The following is a 16289-nucleotide window of genomic DNA, read 5'->3' on the forward strand; positions in this document are numbered from 1 at the left end:
TTTTATACCCCACTGGTGGGGGGGGCGGGGGGGGGTTTCACGTCGCGGGGCGCCCCCCCCCACCCCGAGGTATTTCCGGCAAGATGAAATCAGCGCGCAAGGGCGCGGGCGAGGTGGTTCGCGCGTTCGATGACGCGCGGCAGATCCAGCGTGGTGATCTGGCCGTCGCGGACGACCGGACGGCCCTCGACGAAGAGATGCTTCACCCGGGGCGGGCCGGACAGAAGCAGCGCCGCGACCGGATCCCAGGCGCCCGCGGCCTCGAGCCCCGAAACATCCCAGATCGCCAGATCGGCGCGTTTGCCGGGCTCAAGGCTGCCCAGCTCCGGGCGGCCCAGAACCTGAGCGCCCCCGAGCGTGGCGATCTCCAGCGCCTCGCGCACGGACATCGCCTCGGCGCCGTTTTGCACCCGCTGCAACAGCAGCGCCTGGCGCGCCTCGGCGATCAGATTGCCCGCGTCATTCGATGCCGATCCATCGACGCCCAACGCCACCTTCACCCCCGCATCGCGCATCGCCCGGATCGGCGCAATGCCGGAGCCAAGGCGACAATTCGAACAGGGACAATGCGCAACCCCGGTCTTCGAACGGGCAAAAAGATCAATTTCCGAACCTGAAAGCTTGACGCAATGGGCATGCCAGACATCGGCGCCGGTCCAGCCCAGATCCTCGGCATATTGGCCGGGACGGCAGCCGAACTGGTGCAAGGAATAGGCGATATCCTCGTCATTCTCGGCCAGATGGGTGTGCAGCATCACCCCCTTGTCGCGCGCCAGCGCCGCCGCGTCGCGCATCAGCTCGCGCGAGACCGAAAACGGCGAACAGGGGGCGACGCCCACCCGCAGCATCGACCCGGGGCGCGGATCGTGATGGGCGTCGATGACGCGGATGCAATCGGTCAGGATCGCCGCTTCGCGCTCGACCAGGGCGTCGGGCGGCAGCCCGCCCGCGCTTTCGCCAATCGACATCGCGCCGCGGGTCGGATGAAAGCGCAGCCCCAGCCCGGCCGCCGCCGCGATCGTGTCATCCAGCCGCGCGCCGTTCGGGTAAAGATAAAGGTGGTCCGAGGACAGCGTGCAGCCCGAAAGCGCCAGCTCCGCCAGCCCGATCTGCGCCGAGGTGAAGATCTCCTCGGGCCCCATCCGCGCCCAGATCGGGTAAAGCGTCTTCAACCAGCCGAAGAGCAGCGCATCCTGCCCGCCCGGAACGGCCCGGGTCAGCGTCTGATACAGGTGATGGTGGGTGTTGATCAGCCCGGGCGTGACGACGCAGCCCGCGGCCGACACGACCTCGCCCGTGCTGACAAGCCCCTGCCCCAGGGCGACAATCTCGCCGCCCCGCAGCAGCACATCGGCGCCGCGCAATTCCCGCCGCGCCCCGTCCATGGTGACGACGACCTCGGCCCCCCGGATCAGAATCTCCCGCATCCCAGCCTCCCGCGCAACGCAATCCCCTCGGGGAAGTCCGAAGGGGCCCGAGGGCCCCGTCGGGCGGGGGGTTCGGGGGGCGGCAGCCCCCCGCCTTCCCCCTCAGCCCTGCAAGACCGCAATCGCCGCCGCATGCACCTCGGCATTCGCCGCCGCGAGCACGCGCCCGCCGCGATACGCCGGACCGCCCGTCCAGTCGGTGACGATCCCGCCCGCCGCCTCGATCACCGCGATCGGGCCGCCGACGTCATAGGGCTGCAGCCCGGCCTCGACCACCAGATCGATCTGCCCCGCCGCGATCAGCCCATAGGCATAGCAATCCGTGCCATAGCGCGTCAGCTTCACCTGCCGCGCCAGCCGCGCAAAGGCCGCGCCCTCCTCGGGCGTGCCGACCTCGGGGAAGGTGGAATACAGGATCGCCTCGGACAAAGGCCGCGGCGCGCGCGTGCGCAGATCGGCCCGGCCCAGCGGCCCGGTCACCCGCGCCTGACCGAAGCCGCCGAGAAACCGCTCGCCGATATAGGGCTGGTCGATCAGCCCCATCAGCGGCGCCCCGGGCATGTCGTCGCCCTCCTCGGACAGCGCGATCAGCACCCCCCAGGTCGGCGTGCCCGACAGATACCCCCGCGTGCCGTCGATCGGATCCAGCACCCAGGTCAGCCCCGATGTCCCGCGCGTCACGCCGAATTCCTCGCCCCAGATCCCGTCGGCGGGCCGCCGCCACGCCAGGATCTCGCGCATCGCCTGTTCCGCGGCCCGGTCGGCCACGGTCACCGGATCGAAGCGCACGGCCTCCTTGGTTTCGGCGGCGATGCCGCCCGGGGTGCGGAAATGGACCAGCGTCGCCGCCCGCGCGGCATCGGCCAGGGCTTCGGCGGTGGCGATCAGATCGGCCTTGTCGGCCTCGCTCAGATGGGGCGGCATGGGGGGGCTCCGGAAAAAAGACGGGGAGCGTCACCGCTCCCCGTCTTTTCAACCCCGATTGTGCGGCCATATCAAGCCACGTCGGAGAGAACCTTCGCCAGTTCGAACAGACGGCGCCGCTGCGCCTCGGGGATCGCGTAGTACGAACGCACCAGGGCCAGCGCTTCCTTGTCGGAGAAAAGATCCCCTTCCAGCGCGGCCGTGTTCGGGTCTTCGCCCGACAATCCTTCGAAGAAGAACGACACCGGCACATCGAGCGCGTCGGCAATGTCCCAAAGCCGCGAGGCCGAGACACGGTTCATCCCCGTTTCGTATTTCTGAATCTGCTGGAACTTGATGCCGACCTTGTCGGCGAGTTGTTGTTGCGTAACCCCCACCAGCCAACGGCGGTGACGGATACGCTTGCCCACATGGACATCGACCGGATGCTTCATTCATTCTTCCCCGGAACTCTTCGGATGGATGAAGCTAACATAGAGCAGGGCGCCGTTTCGGTTGCAAAAACTGGAACCTATCCAAAAAGACAGGTAAAATCAGAGACTAATCGCTACGTTATGTCGCACATCCTGCAATTGTTAACCATGTTCCGTCAAGATCGGTGTTCCGGGCGGCGGCGCGCCCGCCCGCAATTCGCAAATTGCATTGCAAATTGCATTTTTTACGGCGCGAACCGCGACCTTCGCGTTCCGGTTGATTCGGCAATCAACAACCATCCCGGGACTGGCCGCCCCGTCCCGGCCGCGCTAGGCTGACCGTCCCGATCCCAGCCCAGAGACCCAGATGCGCGCCTTCCTTCACACCGATCCGACGACGCCGCCGACGCTTGCCGATCTGCCCCTGCCCGCCCCCGGCCCCGGCGAGGTGGCGGTGCGGATCGCCGCCTGCGGCCTGAATTTCGCCGACCTCCTGATGCTCGAAGGCAGCTATCAGGCCACGCCGCCACTGCCCTTCGTGCCCGGTCTCGAAGCCGCGGGCACGATCACCGCCGCGGGGCCCGGCGCAAGCCTGACGCCCGGCACCCGCGTCGCCATCCATGCCGGTCACGGCGGTCTGGCCGAGGCCGGGGTCTTTGCCGAAACCCGCTGCACCCCCCTGCCCGACAGCCTGGATTTCGAGACCGCCGCCGCCTTCCAGATCGCCTATGGCACCTCGCATCTGGCGCTGACCCTGCGCGGACGGCTGGCCCCGGGCGAGACGCTCGTGGTGCTGGGCGCGGCGGGGGGCGTGGGGCTGACCGCGGTCGAGATCGGCGCGCGGCTCGGCGCGCGGGTGATCGCTGTCGCGCGCGGGGCCGAGAAATGCGCCATAGCCGCGCAGGCGGGCGCGGCCGAGACGCTGGATGCCGAGACCCCCGACCTGAAAGCCGCGCTCAAGGCGCTTGGCGGCGCCGATGTCGTTTATGACGCGGTGGGCGGCAGCCTGGGCGAGGCCGCTTTCGCCGCGCTCAAACCGGGCGGGCGGTTTCTGGTGATCGGCTTTGCCGCGGGCAGCCCGCCCGCGCTCAAGCTCAACCATGCGCTGGTGAAGAACCTTGAAATCCACGGGCTTTACTGGGGCGGCTATCTGGATCTCGACCCGGCGGCGCTGCGCCGCTCGATGACCGAGCTTTTCGCCCTTGTCGCCGCGGGCCAGCTGCATCCGCATATCTCGGCCCGCTTCCCCCTGTCGCAGACCGCCGCGGCGCTGGAGATGTTGCGCACCCGCCGCTCCACCGGCAAGATCGTCGTCACGATGGGGTGACCGCACCCCGCCGGCGGCCGATTTTCTGCCGCCGGGTTCTTGAAACCCCCCCGGTCCTTTCCAATATCGGACCCGACGGCGCACGCTCGCGCGGGACGCCGCACAGACTGGAGACAACCACATGGCTAATTACAACACGATGCACAGCACCGCGGCTGGCCGTGCGAGTTACATCGACGAGGGTCTGCGGACCCATATGAACAAGGTCTATGGCCTGATGTCGGTGGCGATGATCGTCACCGGCGCCGTGGCCTTCGGCGTCAGCCTGAACGACCAGCTTCTCGCCGCGATCTTCGGCACGCCGCTGAAATGGGTGGTGATGTTCGCGCCGCTCGTCGTGGTCTTCGCCTTCTCGGCGCTGATCCACAAGATGCAGACCTCGACCGCGCAGATGGTCTTCTTCGGCTATTCGGCGCTGATGGGCCTGTCGCTGAGCTTCATCTTCAAGGTCTATACCGGCGTTTCGATCGCCCAGACCTTCCTGATCACCGCGATCGCCTTTGCCGCACTGTCGCTTTACGGCTACACGACGAAGCGCAACCTCTCGGCCTTCGGCTCGTTCCTGATGATGGGTCTGATCGGCCTGATCGTCGCCTCGCTGCTGAACATCTTCATCGCGTCGTCGGCGCTGCAATTCGCGATCTCGGTGATCGGCGTGCTGCTGTTTGCGGGTCTGACCGCCTATGACACGCAGAACATCAAGAACACCTATCTGCAACTGGCGCAGTCGGATGCCGATTTCCTTGGCAAGGCCGCGATCCTGGGCGCGCTGCAGCTCTACATGGACTTCCTGAACCTGTTCATGTTCCTGCTGCAGTTCCTCGGCAACCGCGAGTGATCTGAACGACCCGAACCAACCTCCGGGAAAGGCCCCGCGGTCCGCCGCGGGGTTTTTTCCGTTTTGGGCCCTGGGGTTGCGGTTCAGCCCCGCAGCGCCGCGGCGTGATGGGCAAAGTGATCGCCCAGAAAGCTGGCGATGAAGTAATAGCTGTGGTCATGGCCCGGATGACGACGCAGCGTCACCGGATGGTCAAGCCGCGCCGCCGCCTCGGCAAAGATCCAGGGTTTCAACTGGTCTTCCAGGAAGCTGTCCGCCTCGCCCTGATCGATCAGGATCGGCAGCCGCTCGGCGGCGCCCGCCAGCAGCGCCGTCGCATCCCACGCGGCCCAGGAAGCCCGGTCGGGCCCCAGATAGGCGGAAAACGCCTTTTCCCCCCAGGGCACCTGCGCGGGCGCGACGATCGGCGCAAAGGCCGAAACGGCACGGTAGCGGCCGGGATGGCGCAAAGCCGCCACCAAGGCACCATGGCCGCCCATCGAATGCCCCATGATCGACCGGCGGTCACTCGCGGCAAATTCCGCCTCGATCAGCGCGGGCAGTTCGGTCACGACATAATCGTGCATCCGGTAATGGGCCGCCCACGGCGCCTGCGTTGCGTTCAGATAAAACCCCGCCCCCTGCCCCAGATCATAGGCGGGATCATCCGCCACGCCTTCGCCGCGGGGGCTGGTGTCGGGGGCGACGACGATCACCCGATGCCGCGCCGCATAGGCCTGCGCCCCCGCCTTGGTGATGAAATTCTGCTCGGTGCAGGTCAGGCCGGACAGCCAGTAGACCACCGGCAGCCGCTCGCCCGGTTCATGCGCCGGGGTGTAAAGGCCAAAGCGCATCTCGCAGCCCAGCACCGCCGAGGTGTGTTGCCACACCTCCTGCGTGCCGCCGAAAGACCCGTGCGTTTCAAGACGGTCCATCGCGCCCTCAGAACTTGATCACGGAACGGATCGACTTGCCCTCGTGCATCAGATCGAAGGCCTCGTTGATCTGCTCGAGCCCCATCGTGTGGGTGACAAAGGGTTCCAGCTCGATTTCCCCCGCCATCGCCTGTTCCACCATGCCCGGCAGCTGCGACCGCCCCTTCACGCCGCCAAAGGCCGTGCCCATCCATTTGCGCCCGGTCACCAGCTGGAACGGCCGGGTGGAGATTTCCTGCCCCGCCCCCGCCACGCCGATGATCACCGATTGCCCCCAGCCGCGATGCGCGCATTCGAGCGCCGCCCGCATCACGTTGACATTGCCGATGCATTCAAAGCTGTGATCGACGCCCCAGCCGGTCATCTCGACGATCACCTGCTGAATCGGCTTGTCGTGATCCTTGGGGTTGACGCAATCGGTGGCGCCGAACTGCTGCGCCAGATCGAATTTCGCCGGGTTGGTGTCGATGGCGATGATCCGCCCGGCCTTCGCCTGCCGCGCGCCCTGAATGACCGCCAGCCCGATCCCGCCCAGACCAAAGACCGCGACGCTGTCGCCTTCCTGCACCTTGGCGGTGTTGTGCACCGCGCCGATGCCGGTGGTCACGCCGCAGCCCAAAAGGCAGACATGTTCATGATTGGCGTGTTCGTTGATCTTCGCCAGCGAGACCTCGGCCACCACGGTATATTCGGAAAAGGTCGAGCAGCCCATGTAGTGATAGATCGGCTGGCCGTTGTAGGAAAAGCGCGAGGTGCCGTCGGGCATCACGCCCTTGCCCTGCGTCGCCCGGACCGAGGTGCAGAGGTTGGTTTTCCCCGATTTGCAGAACAGGCATTCGCCGCATTCGGCGGTGTAAAGCGGAATGACATGATCGCCCGGGCGAACCGAGGTGACGCCGGGGCCGACCTCGACCACGACGCCCGCGCCCTCATGGCCCAGAACGACCGGGAACAGCCCTTCGGGATCGTCGCCCGACAGGGTGAAGGCGTCGGTGTGGCACACGCCGGTATCGGTGATGCGGATCAGCACTTCGCCCGCTTGCGGCGGCGCGACATCGATTTCAACGATTTCAAGAGGTTTGCCCGGCGCAAAGGCCACGGCGGCACGCGATTTCATGTCAGTCTCCCTGTTGGTTTATTTGAGATAGCTGCGCACCAGCGCCAGCAATTCCCCGGTTTTGGCTCCGCCCTCTCCCTCGGGCGGGCCGAATTCGTCGCGGATATGGGCTTCCAGCACCTCGGCCATCAGCCCGTTCACGGCGCCACGCACGGCGGCGATCTGCTGCAGGATCGGGCCGCAGTCCGACCCGCTTTCCAGCGCCCGTGACAGCGCCTCGCACTGGCCGGTGATCCGCTTCACCCGCGCCAGAATGCGCTTCTTGTCCTCGGGGTTGTTCGGCATCGGCGGTCCCTCCCCGCGGGGCATATACTGCGGGGGAGTATATCAGCCTTTCCCCGCAAGACCAGCGATTCCCGCCGCCGCGCCGGGCAGGATCAGGCTGCGTCCGGCCTCCAGCGCGACCTCGCGCGTCAATGCCTCCAGCAGGCGCGCCCCCAGCCGCGCATGCTGCCAGTGCAGCCCCACATCCAGCACCGCGCCGGGCACCAGCTCGACCAGCCGCCCCGCGGCGAGGGGCGCCGACGCCAGCGCCAGCGGATGCAGCGCCCAACCGAGACCGAGCAGGCTTGCCTCCAGAAACCCCTGCGTCGAGGGCACCCGATGCGTCGGCGCCTCGAGCGGCAGATCCAGATGCTGGCGCAGCCAACGCGCCTGCAGCCCGTCCTTGCGGTCGAATTGCAGCACCGGCGCCCGGGTCAGGGCCGCCGCCGTGACACCTTGCGGGAAATGCCGCGCCATGAAGGCGGGGCTGGCGCAGGCGACATAGCGCAGCGCGCCCAGCGGCCGGGTCCGGCAGCCGGGCACCGCCGCCGGGTCCGCCGTCACCGCCGCCAGCACCTCGCCCGAGCGCAGCCGCGCCGCGGTATGGGCCTCGTCATCCAGCAGCAGATGCACCAGCGCCCCGGTCGCTTCGGAAAACCGCGCCGCGGCGGGCAGGAACCAGCTGCCCAGCGAATCCGCATTCACCGCGATGGGCAGCGCGGGCGCCCCCTGTCCCGGCCCCGCCACCGCGGGCAGATCCGCCGCCAGCTCGCCTTCCAGCAGCCGCACCCGCTCGACATGCGCGCACAGCCGCGCCCCCGCCTCGGTCGGCACCGGCGGCTGGCTGCGCACCACCAGCGCCGCCCCCACCCGTTCCTCCAGCGCGCGGATCCGCTGCGACACCGCCGAGGGCGTGACGCCCAGCACGGCAGCCGCCCGGTCGAAGCCGCCTTCGCGGATCACCGCGGCCAGCGCCGCCAGCAAGGGATACTCGAGCATGTTAAGCCCACCTTCATCTGCTTTAGCATCCTGAATTTGACTACACCGCCAAGGCCGGGCAAGGAAGCCCGATGACCCAGATTGCCCCCCTCCTCACCGGTTTCGGCCTCTCCCTTGGCCTGATCGTCGCGATCGGCGCGCAGAATGCCTTTGTTCTGCGCCAGGGGTTGCGACGCGAACATGTGGGGCTTGTCGTCGGCTTTTGCGCGGCCTGCGACCTGGCGCTGATCGCCGCCGGGGTGGCGGGCTTGGGCGCGGTGCTGGGCACGGCGCCGCGGCTGGTCACGGTGCTGTCGCTGGGCGGGGCGGGGTTTCTGGGCTGGTATGGGATGTCGGCCCTGCGCCGGGCGCTGCGGCCCGAACGGCTTCAGGCCGAAAACGGTGGCGCGGCGTTGACGCGCATGGGGGCGCTGGCGCGGGTCGCGGGGTTCACCCTGCTGAACCCGCATGTCTATCTGGATACGGTGCTGCTGGTGGGCTCGGTCGGTGCGGCGCAACCGGCGGCGGCGCATCTGCCCTTTGTGCTGGGCGCGGGGCTGGCCAGCACGGTCTGGTTCGTGTCGCTGGGCTTCGGCGCCCGGTTTCTGGCGCCGCTCTTTGCCCGGCCGCTGGCCTGGCGGGTGCTGGATCTGCTGATCGGCGCGATGATGCTGACGCTGGCGGCGGGGCTTTTGCGCCAGGTCTGGATCACCACCGGCTGAGCGGGCGAAAAGCAAACCCGCCCCTTGCGGGACGGGCACCCTCCGGCCGCGGCGGCTCAGATCAGATCGTAAAGCAGATAGGCATCCAAGATCTCTCCCAGCGCGATGACGGTCACGCCGACCAGCGTCACCGCATCATGGCTGACGCCCTCGGCATCGGTGACGACGATGATCGTATTCTTCCCCTCATTACGCAGCGACAGGCTCAGCGCATCGTCGACGCCGCCATCCGACAGGTCGAACTGAAAGGAATCGGTCCCGACCAGGAAATCGGTCACCGTCACCGCGGCGCTGGTCGCCAGCGCGGTGTCGCCCGCCGCCCCGATCACGATCACATCTTCCCCCGCGCCGGTGACAATCGTATCCGCGCCCGAGGCGAAGATCGTGTCATCGCCTTCGCCCGCATCGATCCGCGCCGCATCATCGGCCACCAGAAGCCCCGAGGCGTCTTGTACCCAGGTATCGCGGATCACGTCATTGCCGCTGCCGCCGTAAAGCGAATCCGCGCCATTGCCGCCCACCAGCGTATCGTTGCCCGCATCGCCGCAGAGCAGGTCGGCATCCGCATCGGTGCCTTCATCGCTCAGCAGGTCGTTGCCCTCGCCGCCCCGGGACCGGTCGTTGCCCGCCCCTCCGGTCAGGCTGTCGGCGCCATCCCCCCCGAGCAGAAGATCGTTGCCCTCGCCGCCCAGCAGCACGTCACGGCCATCGCCCCCCGTCAACTGGTCCGCCTGCGCCCCGCCCTCCAGCGTGTCATTGCCGAAATCGCCGAACAGCCGGTCGGCGCCGCAGCCGCCATGCAGCATGTCGTTGCCCGTGCCGCCCGCCAGATTGTCGGCCCCGAGATCGCCCCAAAGCACATCCGCCCCGGTGTCGCCAAACAGCACGTCATCGCCATCGCCGCCGCGCAGCAGATCGTTGCCGGCCCCGGCAAAGATCGTATCCGCCCCGGCCCGGCCATAGATATGCTCGCCCAGCTCGCCCCCGAAGATCCGGTCCGCCGCGGCGGTGCCCCATTTCGGCGCAACCGCGGCGGCAAGCGCCGATTGCGCCACCGTCTGGATCGCGTCCATCCGCGCCTGAAAGGCTTCGGTCCCCGCAAGCTTCATCGGCAAAAGAAAGGAATTACGCATGACAACCCCGGATATGTTTAACAATCATTAACTTTGTAACACGGGACGGCAGGGGGCGGAAACAAAAAGGCGGCCCCGGATCGGGGCCGCCTGGAAACGGATTGTTTCGAAACGATCAGCGTTTCGAGAACTGGAACGACCGACGGGCCTTGGCCTTGCCGTATTTCTTCCGTTCGACGACGCGCGAGTCGCGGGTCAGGAAGCCCGCGGCTTTCAGCGCGGCGCGCAGCGACGGCTCGTGCAGTTGCAGCGCCTTCGAGATGCCGTGCTTGACCGCACCGGCCTGACCCGAAAGACCGCCGCCGACGACCGTCGCCATCACGTCATACTGGCCTTCGACGCCCGCGACGCCAAACGGCTGGTTGACGATCAGCTGCAGCACCGGACGCGCGAAATAGACCGGCATTTCCTTGCCGTTCACGGTGATCTTGCCGGTGCCGGGCTTGACCCAGACGCGGGCGACGGCGTTCTTGCGCTTGCCGGTGGCATAGGCGCGGCCCTGCGCGTCACGCACCGGGGTGCGTTCCACCGCAGCGGCCACGGCCGCCGCCGGGGTGCCCGAAACGGCCGACTTCAGATCGTCGAGGGATTTGATATCGGACATGATCAGGCGCTCCGGGTGTTCTTCTTGTTCAGGACCTTGACGTCCAGAACTTCGGGCTGTTGGGCTTCATGCGGATGGGCGGCCCCGGCGTAGACGCGCAGGTTCGACATCTGCGCGCGGCCCAGACGGTTGCGCGAGATCATGCGTTCGACGGCCTTGATCACCACGCGCTCGGGATGCGCGCCTTCCAGAACCTGACGCGCGGTGCGGAACTTGATCCCGCCCGGGTGGTTCGTGTGCCAGTAGTAGCGCTTGTCTTCGCGCTTGGCACCGGTCATCTGCACCTTGTCGGCGTTGATGATGATGACGTTGTCACCCATGTCCATGTGGGGGGTGAAGGTCGGCTTGTGCTTGCCACGCAGGCGCATGGCAACGATCGTGGCGAGGCGGCCCAGAACGACGCCTTCGGCGTCGATCAGGATCCACTTCTTCTCGATCTCCGCCGGTTTCGCGGTATAGGTTTTCATTGTCGATCGCCCTTTGAAGGGTTGGGAAACTGGATGCGGGCTTATCCGCGCTTTCCGATCGCAAAGCAAGCACCAGAAGCGGAATTATTTCATTCCATTTCAATGACTTGCAAAATAGGTATCTAATTACCCCACCGTGCGGGCCGATATTCCCCGATTCCGCCCCTAGCGCGCGGGCGGGATCGCATAGGTCATGGAGGCCCGCGCGACCGGCTCTGCCTCGCCTTCGGAGAAGATCAGGCAATCGCCGACGGCCAGATTGCGCCCCAGCTTGAGCACCCGCACCCGGGCCAGCAGATCGACCCCGGCCAGCGGCTTGCGCAGGAAATCGATCGTCGCGCTCGTCGTCACCGACAGCGCCACCGGGCCGATGCGGCTCAGGATCGCCAGATAGATGCCCACATCGGCCAGCGCGAACATGCTCGGCCCCGAGACCGTGCCGCCCGGGCGCAGGTGGCTGTCGTCGATGCGCAGCCGGATCAGTGTTTCCTCGCCCGCCGCGATCACCTCGAACATATCGGCGACCTGCGCGAAATCGCGGCGCAAAAACGCGTTCAGCGCCGTCACGTCCATCTTCAGTTGCATCTTTCCTCCCGGCCTCTCCCAAGCCTAGACTTTCAGGGCCCAGAGTTCCGGGCCGAGGGAGGAATTGCAATGAGCGAGCTTGTCGAGATCGAAAAACGTGGCGTCATCGCGCATCTGACGCTGAACAGCCCGGCCACGCTGAATGCGCTGTCGGATGCGATGCTGGCGGCGCTGGCGGCGCGGTTTGCCGCGCTGGCCACGGATGCGGGCGTGAAGGTCGTGGTGCTGAAAGGCGCGGGCAAGGGCTTTTGCGCGGGCCATGACCTGCGCGAAATGCAGGCCGGACGCGCGGCACCGGATGGCGGGCGGGCGTATTTCGCCGATCTTTTCACGCGCTGCGCCGCGGTGATGCAGATGATCCCCGCCCTGCCGCAGCCGGTGATCGCCGAGGTGCACGGCATCGCCACCGCCGCGGGCTGCCAGCTTGTCGCCAGCTGCGATCTGGCCGTCGCGGCCGAGGGCACGCGCTTTGGCGTCAACGGGGTGAACATCGGGCTGTTCTGCTCGACGCCAATGGTGGCGCTCAGCCGTGTCGTGCCCCGCAAGGTCGCCTTCGAGATGCTGACGACGGGGGACTTCATCGACGCGGCCCGCGCGCGCGAGGTCGGCCTCGTCAACCGCGTCGTGGCCCATGGCGATCTCGAGGCCGCAACGACGGCGCTGGCGGAAACCCTGGCGGCAAAGCTCGGCGCGGCGGTGAAGATCGGCAAGCGGGCGTTTTATGACCAGATCGAGATGGAGACGGCCGCAGCCTATGCCCATGCCGGGGCGGTGATGGTGGAAAACATGCTTTACCGCGACACCGCCGAGGGGGTGCAGGCGTTTCTGGACAAGCGCAAGCCGGATTGGGCGTGACGCCTCAGCGCATCCGCCGGGTGATCGCCGCCGCCTGCCGCGCGCGTTTCACCGCCTGACGTGCCGATTTCGCCGCCTTGCGCTCGGCCTTGGTCATCTGCGCGGCGGGCTTGCCCTTGCCCGCGGCCATCTCGATGCCCTTCGTCACGCCCACCCGCAGCAGACGGCGCAGGATCATGCTCCAGACCATCTGCAGAAGCTTCATCGGATCCATCTCAGTCCTCCTCGAAAAGCTCGCTCTGCCCGACCATGTCGCCCTCGTCGTCCTCGGCCCCCGGCATCGGCCGGTTGTCGAGCAAGCCCGCCGCGCGAAGCTCCTTGATGCCGGGCAGATCGCGCGCCGATTCAAGGGCGAAATGGTCAAGGAAGGTCTCGGTCACGACAAAGGTCACCGGCCGGCCCGGCGTCATCCGCCGCCGCCCGAGCCGGATCCATTCCAGCTCCAAAAGCTGGTCGATCGTCCCGCGACTGACCGCAACGCCCCGGATTTCCTCGATTTCCGCCCGCGTCACCGGCTGGTGATAGGCGATGATCGCCAAGGTCTCGATCGCGGCACGGGACAGCTTGCGCAGCTCCACCGTTTCCTTCTGCATCAGGAAGCCCAGATCGGGCGCGGTGCGAAAGGCCCAGGCGTCGCCGATCTTCACCAGATGCACGCCGCGCCCCTCGTAGCGGCGGCGCAGATACGCCAGCGCCTCGGCCGCGTCGCAGCCATGCGGCATCCGGTCCTGCATCTCGCGCAGGCTCACCGGCTCGGCCGAGGCGAAGAGGATCGCCTCGATCATCCGCTCCTGCTCGGCGAGCGGCGGCGCGTCGAACAGCGATTTTTCGTTCGGATCGTAGCGGCTCTCGCTCATGACGGGTCACGCGGGGTGGTTCGGGCGCGGAGGGTGATCGGCGCGAAGGTTTCGGTCTGGTGGATCTCGATCTGGCCCTGTTTCGCCAGTTCCAAAGACGCCGCAAAGGTCGCCGCGGTGGCAGAGCGGCGCCGCTTCGGGTCCGCCCCCCAGCCATCGGGCAGATAGTCCGTCAGATCGGTCCAGTCCCCGGCATAGCCGATCAGCGGTCGCATCCGTTCCAGCGCCTCTTCCATGGTGAAGATGTTCTTGCGATCAAAGGCATAGGGGCGGAATTCGTCGCGGGTGCGAATGCGCGCATAGGCCTGCATCAGCTCGAGCAGCGTCGCGGAATACTTGACCTTGCGGACCCGCTCGACGGTTTCGCTGTAGCCGCGGGCAAAGAAGTTCCGCCCCAGCTGATCACGCCCCATCAGCGTCGCCGCCGCCTCGCGCATCGCCGAAAGCCGTTCCAGCTGGAAGGCCAGATGCGCCGCCAGATCCTCGGCCGAGGGGCCGTCCTCGCCCGGTTCGGGCGGCAGCAGCAGACGCGATTTCAAAAACGCCAGCCAGGCCGCCATCACCAGATAATCGGCCGCGAGTTCAATGCGCAGCGCCTTGGCCTCGTTGACGAATTTCAGATATTGCTCGGCCAGCGCCAGAACCGAGATCCGCCGCAGATCGACCTTTTGCGTGCGCGAAAGCGTCAGCAGAAGATCGAGCGGCCCCTCGAAACCGTCGACATCGACAATCAGCGCCTCGGCCGCAAGCCGTTCGCTGACACTCGTGCTTTCAAACAGGCTTGCCGTTTCCTCAGCCATCCGACCCGCCACCGACGGCGTCAAATTCCGCCGCAAGCGCCGCCAGGTCAACCGCGCCGGGGGCATGGCGCAAGCGCAAAGCCGCCGCGGCCCGCAGCGTCGCGGCAGGCGAGAGCCGCCCCGCCGCCGCCACGGTTTCGGCGAATTCCGCGCGCGTGCCGTTGCAATGCAGGATCACGTCACAGCCCGCGGCCAGCGAGGCCGCGGCGCGGTCAGCATAGCTGCCCGACAGCGCCTGCATCCCGATGTCATCGGTCATCAAAAGCCCGGCAAAGCCGATCTCGTGGCGGATCAGATCGATCATCCGCGCGCTTTGCGTGGCGGGCGCGTCGTCAAAGGCGGTGAAGCGGATATGCGCGGTCATGCCCAAGGGCAGATCGGCCAGCGCCGCGAAGGGGGCGAAATCCCGGGCGCGCAGAGCCTCGGCCGCGGCCGTGACCACGGGCAGATCCTTGTGGCTGTCAGCCTCGGCGCGGCCATGGCCCGGCATGTGCTTGAGAACCGGCAGAACCCCGCCCGCCAGCAGGCCATCGGCGGTCGCACGGGCGTTTTTCACCACCGCATCAACAGTTTCGCCAAGGCAGCGGTTGCGCAAAAACGGATGCGTCTGCCCGCCCGCAATGTCACAGGTGGGGGCGCAATTGCCGTCGATGCCGACGGCGCGCAGCTCGGCCGCCTGCAGCCGCGCCCGCAGCCACATCCCCCGCGGACCGCGCAACAGCGCATCCTCGAGCGGCGGCGCCCAGTCGCGCCAATGGGGCGGCCGCAGCCGCTGCACCCGCCCGCCCTCCTGATCGACGAAGATCGGCGCCGCGCGGCCCAAGGCCGCGCGCAGATCGGACGTCAGGCGGAAAAGCTGTGCCGGATCCGCCACGTTGCGGGCAAAGAGGATCAGCCCCCAAGGGTCGGCCTCGCGCAGAAACGCGGCTTCATCGGCGCCCAGCACCGTCCCCTCGACGCCCAGAATCGTGGCACCGCAAGGGCTTACTTGATCACGGTCGGAATGCAATTCGCCCCCTCGGCCACCAGTGCGGCACAGAACTGACGCGCCTCCTCGACGCCCTGGAAGCCCGAGACGCGCAACCGCCAGAAGCTGCGCCCGCCCGAGGCGGCCTCCTGCACGATGCGTTTCTTGCCCGCCATCAGCGCCTCGAACCGGCCCGAGATCCGGCCCCATTCGGCACGGGCCTCCTCGGGGCTGTCAAAGGCGCCCAGCTGCACGACCCGCGTGCCCGAGGGCAGATCGGCCGCCTTGATCTCGACCGTTTCGGGCCCGGCCATCGCCGCCGCCACCGCCTGCGCGGCGGCCTCGGCCTCGATGTCGCGCGCCGGGCGGGCCAGCGGCCGCGGCGATTTCACCACGCCGGGCACATCGGCCGGGATCACCGGCTCGGCCGGGGCTGCGGCGGTGTCAGTCGCAGGTTCGACCAGAGCTTCGGCCGGTGTTTCGACGGGGCCCGGTTCCGCAGGCGCGGTTTCGGCAGAGGTTTCGGCGGGCGCCTCGGGGTCGGTCGGCAAGTCGGAGGCCGGATCGGCGGCGGGCGCCGCGGCGGCGGGTTTGGCGGGCAAGGCGCTGTCGGGCACCGGCACCGGCGGGCCCTCCATCGCCAGATCCGCCGCATCGGGGGCGGTCGTCACCTCGGGGAGCGGCTTGAGTTCGGACATCGGCGCATCATCGGGCGAAAGCCCGGTCGGCGGCGGCGCCAGCACGACACGGCTTGGCCCCGGCGCGGCCAGACCCGACCCCGCGACCTCGTTCACCGCAAGCCCGACATGGGCCGCCAGAGCGCCGCCCGGATCCGACGGCGCAATCCGCGCCGGACCTTCCAGCGCGCGGATCACCGGCACGCCCGACACGTCGCGCACGGCCAGGCGATAGCCCCAGACGATCACGCCCAGGATCAGCGCGCCCGAGACGGCGGCCCCCGCCAACTGCACCCAGCGCGCAGACTGGGGCGCAGGCACGTCAAGGCCGAGGCCATGATCGCCCCCGCCCTGCCTGCCAAAACCCCCGTCATTGCGGGTGTCGGGATCGGTCATGCTCGCCCCATATCCGGTTTTCGG

At 67.8% G+C, this 16289-nt stretch carries 20 protein-coding genes; 4 read left to right on the forward strand and 16 right to left on the reverse strand.

Annotated elements, in window-relative coordinates:
• Positions 1–89 precede the first annotated feature (89 nt).
• From FBT96_RS10690 to FBT96_RS10700, 3 genes are all read right to left on the reverse strand, one after another.
• Complete coding sequence (locus tag FBT96_RS10690) at positions 90–1427, reverse strand: 8-oxoguanine deaminase (RefSeq protein WP_136906481.1); 1338 nt, start codon at positions 1425–1427, stop codon at positions 90–92.
• Positions 1428–1529: 102 nt separating this feature from the next.
• Entirely contained in the window at positions 1530–2351 is an 822-nt protein-coding gene (locus FBT96_RS10695) for an inositol monophosphatase family protein (RefSeq protein WP_136906483.1), read from the reverse strand.
• Between the two features lie 71 nt (positions 2352–2422).
• Entirely contained in the window at positions 2423–2785 is a 363-nt protein-coding gene (locus FBT96_RS10700; RefSeq protein WP_055213417.1) for a helix-turn-helix domain-containing protein, read from the reverse strand.
• A 346-nt stretch (positions 2786–3131) separates the two neighbouring features.
• On the opposite strand from FBT96_RS10700, the gene FBT96_RS10705 reads away from it, so the two are divergent.
• Together FBT96_RS10705 and FBT96_RS10710 are read left to right on the forward strand one after the other, a co-directional pair.
• On the forward strand, positions 3132–4091 hold the full coding sequence (locus tag FBT96_RS10705) for an NADPH:quinone oxidoreductase family protein (protein WP_136906485.1): 960 nt from the start codon (positions 3132–3134) through the stop codon (positions 4089–4091).
• 121 nt (positions 4092–4212) lie between these two features.
• Positions 4213–4929: a Bax inhibitor-1/YccA family protein gene (locus FBT96_RS10710; RefSeq protein WP_013066615.1), complete on the forward strand. Its 717-nt coding sequence runs from the start codon at positions 4213–4215 to the stop codon at positions 4927–4929.
• Positions 4930–5012: 83 nt separating this feature from the next.
• On the opposite strand, the gene fghA is transcribed toward FBT96_RS10710, so the two are convergent.
• Genes fghA through FBT96_RS10730 form a run of 4 tightly spaced genes read right to left on the reverse strand, consistent with a single transcriptional unit; the run spans position 5013 to position 8223 of the window.
• On the reverse strand, positions 5013–5843 hold the full coding sequence (fghA, locus tag FBT96_RS10715; protein WP_136906487.1) for an S-formylglutathione hydrolase: 831 nt from the start codon (positions 5841–5843) through the stop codon (positions 5013–5015).
• 7 nt (positions 5844–5850) lie between these two features.
• Positions 5851–6960 (reverse strand): S-(hydroxymethyl)glutathione dehydrogenase/class III alcohol dehydrogenase, encoded by a 1110-nt coding sequence (locus tag FBT96_RS10720; protein WP_136906489.1) that lies wholly within the window; start codon positions 6958–6960, stop codon positions 5851–5853.
• An 18-nt stretch (positions 6961–6978) separates the two neighbouring features.
• Positions 6979–7245, reverse strand: a complete 267-nt coding sequence (locus FBT96_RS10725; protein WP_136906491.1) for a metal/formaldehyde-sensitive transcriptional repressor — start codon at positions 7243–7245, stop codon at positions 6979–6981.
• A 42-nt stretch (positions 7246–7287) separates the two neighbouring features.
• Positions 7288–8223: a LysR family transcriptional regulator ArgP gene (locus tag FBT96_RS10730; RefSeq protein ID WP_136906493.1), complete on the reverse strand. Its 936-nt coding sequence runs from the start codon at positions 8221–8223 to the stop codon at positions 7288–7290.
• Positions 8224–8294: 71 nt separating this feature from the next.
• Here FBT96_RS10730 and FBT96_RS10735 point away from each other — a divergent pair, with 71 nt between their 5' ends.
• Positions 8295–8924, forward strand: a complete 630-nt coding sequence (locus tag FBT96_RS10735; protein WP_136906495.1) for a LysE/ArgO family amino acid transporter — start codon at positions 8295–8297, stop codon at positions 8922–8924.
• A gap of 56 nt (positions 8925–8980) precedes the next feature.
• Here the strand turns inward: FBT96_RS10735 and FBT96_RS10740 are convergent, their stop codons facing one another.
• From FBT96_RS10740 to FBT96_RS10755, 4 genes are all read right to left on the reverse strand, one after another.
• On the reverse strand, positions 8981–10057 hold the full coding sequence (locus tag FBT96_RS10740) for a calcium-binding protein (RefSeq protein WP_136906497.1): 1077 nt from the start codon (positions 10055–10057) through the stop codon (positions 8981–8983).
• 115 nt (positions 10058–10172) lie between these two features.
• Positions 10173–10661 carry a 30S ribosomal protein S9 gene (gene rpsI / locus FBT96_RS10745; RefSeq protein WP_136906499.1) on the reverse strand — a complete coding sequence of 163 codons (489 nt, stop codon included), beginning with the start codon at positions 10659–10661 and terminating at the stop codon, positions 10173–10175.
• A gap of 2 nt (positions 10662–10663) precedes the next feature.
• Positions 10664–11128 (reverse strand): 50S ribosomal protein L13, encoded by a 465-nt coding sequence (rplM, locus tag FBT96_RS10750; RefSeq protein ID WP_013066607.1) that lies wholly within the window; start codon positions 11126–11128, stop codon positions 10664–10666.
• A 165-nt stretch (positions 11129–11293) separates the two neighbouring features.
• Positions 11294–11713: a PaaI family thioesterase gene (locus FBT96_RS10755; protein WP_136906501.1), complete on the reverse strand. Its 420-nt coding sequence runs from the start codon at positions 11711–11713 to the stop codon at positions 11294–11296.
• Between the two features lie 69 nt (positions 11714–11782).
• Here FBT96_RS10755 and FBT96_RS10760 point away from each other — a divergent pair, with 69 nt between their 5' ends.
• On the forward strand, positions 11783–12568 hold the full coding sequence (locus FBT96_RS10760; protein ID WP_136906503.1) for an enoyl-CoA hydratase: 786 nt from the start codon (positions 11783–11785) through the stop codon (positions 12566–12568).
• 4 nt (positions 12569–12572) lie between these two features.
• Here the strand turns inward: FBT96_RS10760 and FBT96_RS10765 are convergent, their stop codons facing one another.
• From FBT96_RS10765 to FBT96_RS10785, 5 genes are read right to left on the reverse strand one after another with little or no spacing between them, the layout of a single operon-like run.
• Positions 12573–12782, reverse strand: a complete 210-nt coding sequence (locus FBT96_RS10765; RefSeq protein ID WP_136906505.1) for a hypothetical protein — start codon at positions 12780–12782, stop codon at positions 12573–12575.
• 1 nt (position 12783) lies between these two features.
• Entirely contained in the window at positions 12784–13425 is a 642-nt protein-coding gene (scpB, locus tag FBT96_RS10770) for an SMC-Scp complex subunit ScpB (protein WP_136906507.1), read from the reverse strand.
• On the reverse strand, positions 13422–14225 hold the full coding sequence (locus FBT96_RS10775) for a segregation and condensation protein A (protein ID WP_136906509.1): 804 nt from the start codon (positions 14223–14225) through the stop codon (positions 13422–13424). The genes scpB and FBT96_RS10775 overlap by 4 nt, the downstream gene beginning before the upstream one ends.
• Positions 14218–15234, reverse strand: coding sequence for a glycoside hydrolase family 3 N-terminal domain-containing protein (locus tag FBT96_RS10780; protein ID WP_136906511.1), 1017 nt, complete (start codon positions 15232–15234; stop codon positions 14218–14220). Before FBT96_RS10780 ends, FBT96_RS10775 begins: the two co-directional genes overlap by 8 nt.
• On the reverse strand, positions 15210–16265 hold the full coding sequence (locus tag FBT96_RS10785; RefSeq protein ID WP_136906513.1) for an SPOR domain-containing protein: 1056 nt from the start codon (positions 16263–16265) through the stop codon (positions 15210–15212). Before FBT96_RS10785 ends, FBT96_RS10780 begins: the two co-directional genes overlap by 25 nt.
• Positions 16266–16289 lie beyond the last annotated feature (24 nt).

Source organism: Rhodobacter capsulatus, assembly GCF_005144475.1.
Classification (GTDB): Bacteria; Pseudomonadota; Alphaproteobacteria; order Rhodobacterales; family Rhodobacteraceae; genus Rhodobacter; species Rhodobacter capsulatus_C.

Coding starts and splice junctions, on each gene's coding strand:
- rpsI (WP_136906499.1), bottom strand. CDS start 10,661: ATGTCCGATATCAAATCCCTCGACGATCTGAAGTCGGCCGTTTCGGGC.
- FBT96_RS10760 (WP_136906503.1), top strand. CDS start 11,783: ATGAGCGAGCTTGTCGAGATCGAAAAACGTGGCGTCATCGCGCATCTG.
- FBT96_RS10785 (WP_136906513.1), bottom strand. CDS start 16,265: ATGACCGATCCCGACACCCGCAATGACGGGGGTTTTGGCAGGCAGGGC.
- FBT96_RS10755 (WP_136906501.1), bottom strand. CDS start 11,713: ATGCAACTGAAGATGGACGTGACGGCGCTGAACGCGTTTTTGCGCCGC.
- FBT96_RS10695 (WP_136906483.1), bottom strand. CDS start 2,351: ATGCCGCCCCATCTGAGCGAGGCCGACAAGGCCGATCTGATCGCCACC.
- FBT96_RS10725 (WP_136906491.1), bottom strand. CDS start 7,245: ATGCCGAACAACCCCGAGGACAAGAAGCGCATTCTGGCGCGGGTGAAG.
- FBT96_RS10730 (WP_136906493.1), bottom strand. CDS start 8,223: ATGCTCGAGTATCCCTTGCTGGCGGCGCTGGCCGCGGTGATCCGCGAA.
- scpB (WP_136906507.1), bottom strand. CDS start 13,425: ATGAGCGAGAGCCGCTACGATCCGAACGAAAAATCGCTGTTCGACGCG.
- fghA (WP_136906487.1), bottom strand. CDS start 5,843: ATGGACCGTCTTGAAACGCACGGGTCTTTCGGCGGCACGCAGGAGGTG.
- FBT96_RS10765 (WP_136906505.1), bottom strand. CDS start 12,782: ATGGATCCGATGAAGCTTCTGCAGATGGTCTGGAGCATGATCCTGCGC.
- FBT96_RS10720 (WP_136906489.1), bottom strand. CDS start 6,960: ATGAAATCGCGTGCCGCCGTGGCCTTTGCGCCGGGCAAACCTCTTGAA.
- FBT96_RS10740 (WP_136906497.1), bottom strand. CDS start 10,057: ATGCGTAATTCCTTTCTTTTGCCGATGAAGCTTGCGGGGACCGAAGCC.
- FBT96_RS10775 (WP_136906509.1), bottom strand. CDS start 14,225: ATGGCTGAGGAAACGGCAAGCCTGTTTGAAAGCACGAGTGTCAGCGAA.
- FBT96_RS10700 (WP_055213417.1), bottom strand. CDS start 2,785: ATGAAGCATCCGGTCGATGTCCATGTGGGCAAGCGTATCCGTCACCGC.
- FBT96_RS10710 (WP_013066615.1), top strand. CDS start 4,213: ATGGCTAATTACAACACGATGCACAGCACCGCGGCTGGCCGTGCGAGT.
- FBT96_RS10705 (WP_136906485.1), top strand. CDS start 3,132: ATGCGCGCCTTCCTTCACACCGATCCGACGACGCCGCCGACGCTTGCC.
- FBT96_RS10735 (WP_136906495.1), top strand. CDS start 8,295: ATGACCCAGATTGCCCCCCTCCTCACCGGTTTCGGCCTCTCCCTTGGC.
- FBT96_RS10690 (WP_136906481.1), bottom strand. CDS start 1,427: ATGCGGGAGATTCTGATCCGGGGGGCCGAGGTCGTCGTCACCATGGAC.
- rplM (WP_013066607.1), bottom strand. CDS start 11,128: ATGAAAACCTATACCGCGAAACCGGCGGAGATCGAGAAGAAGTGGATC.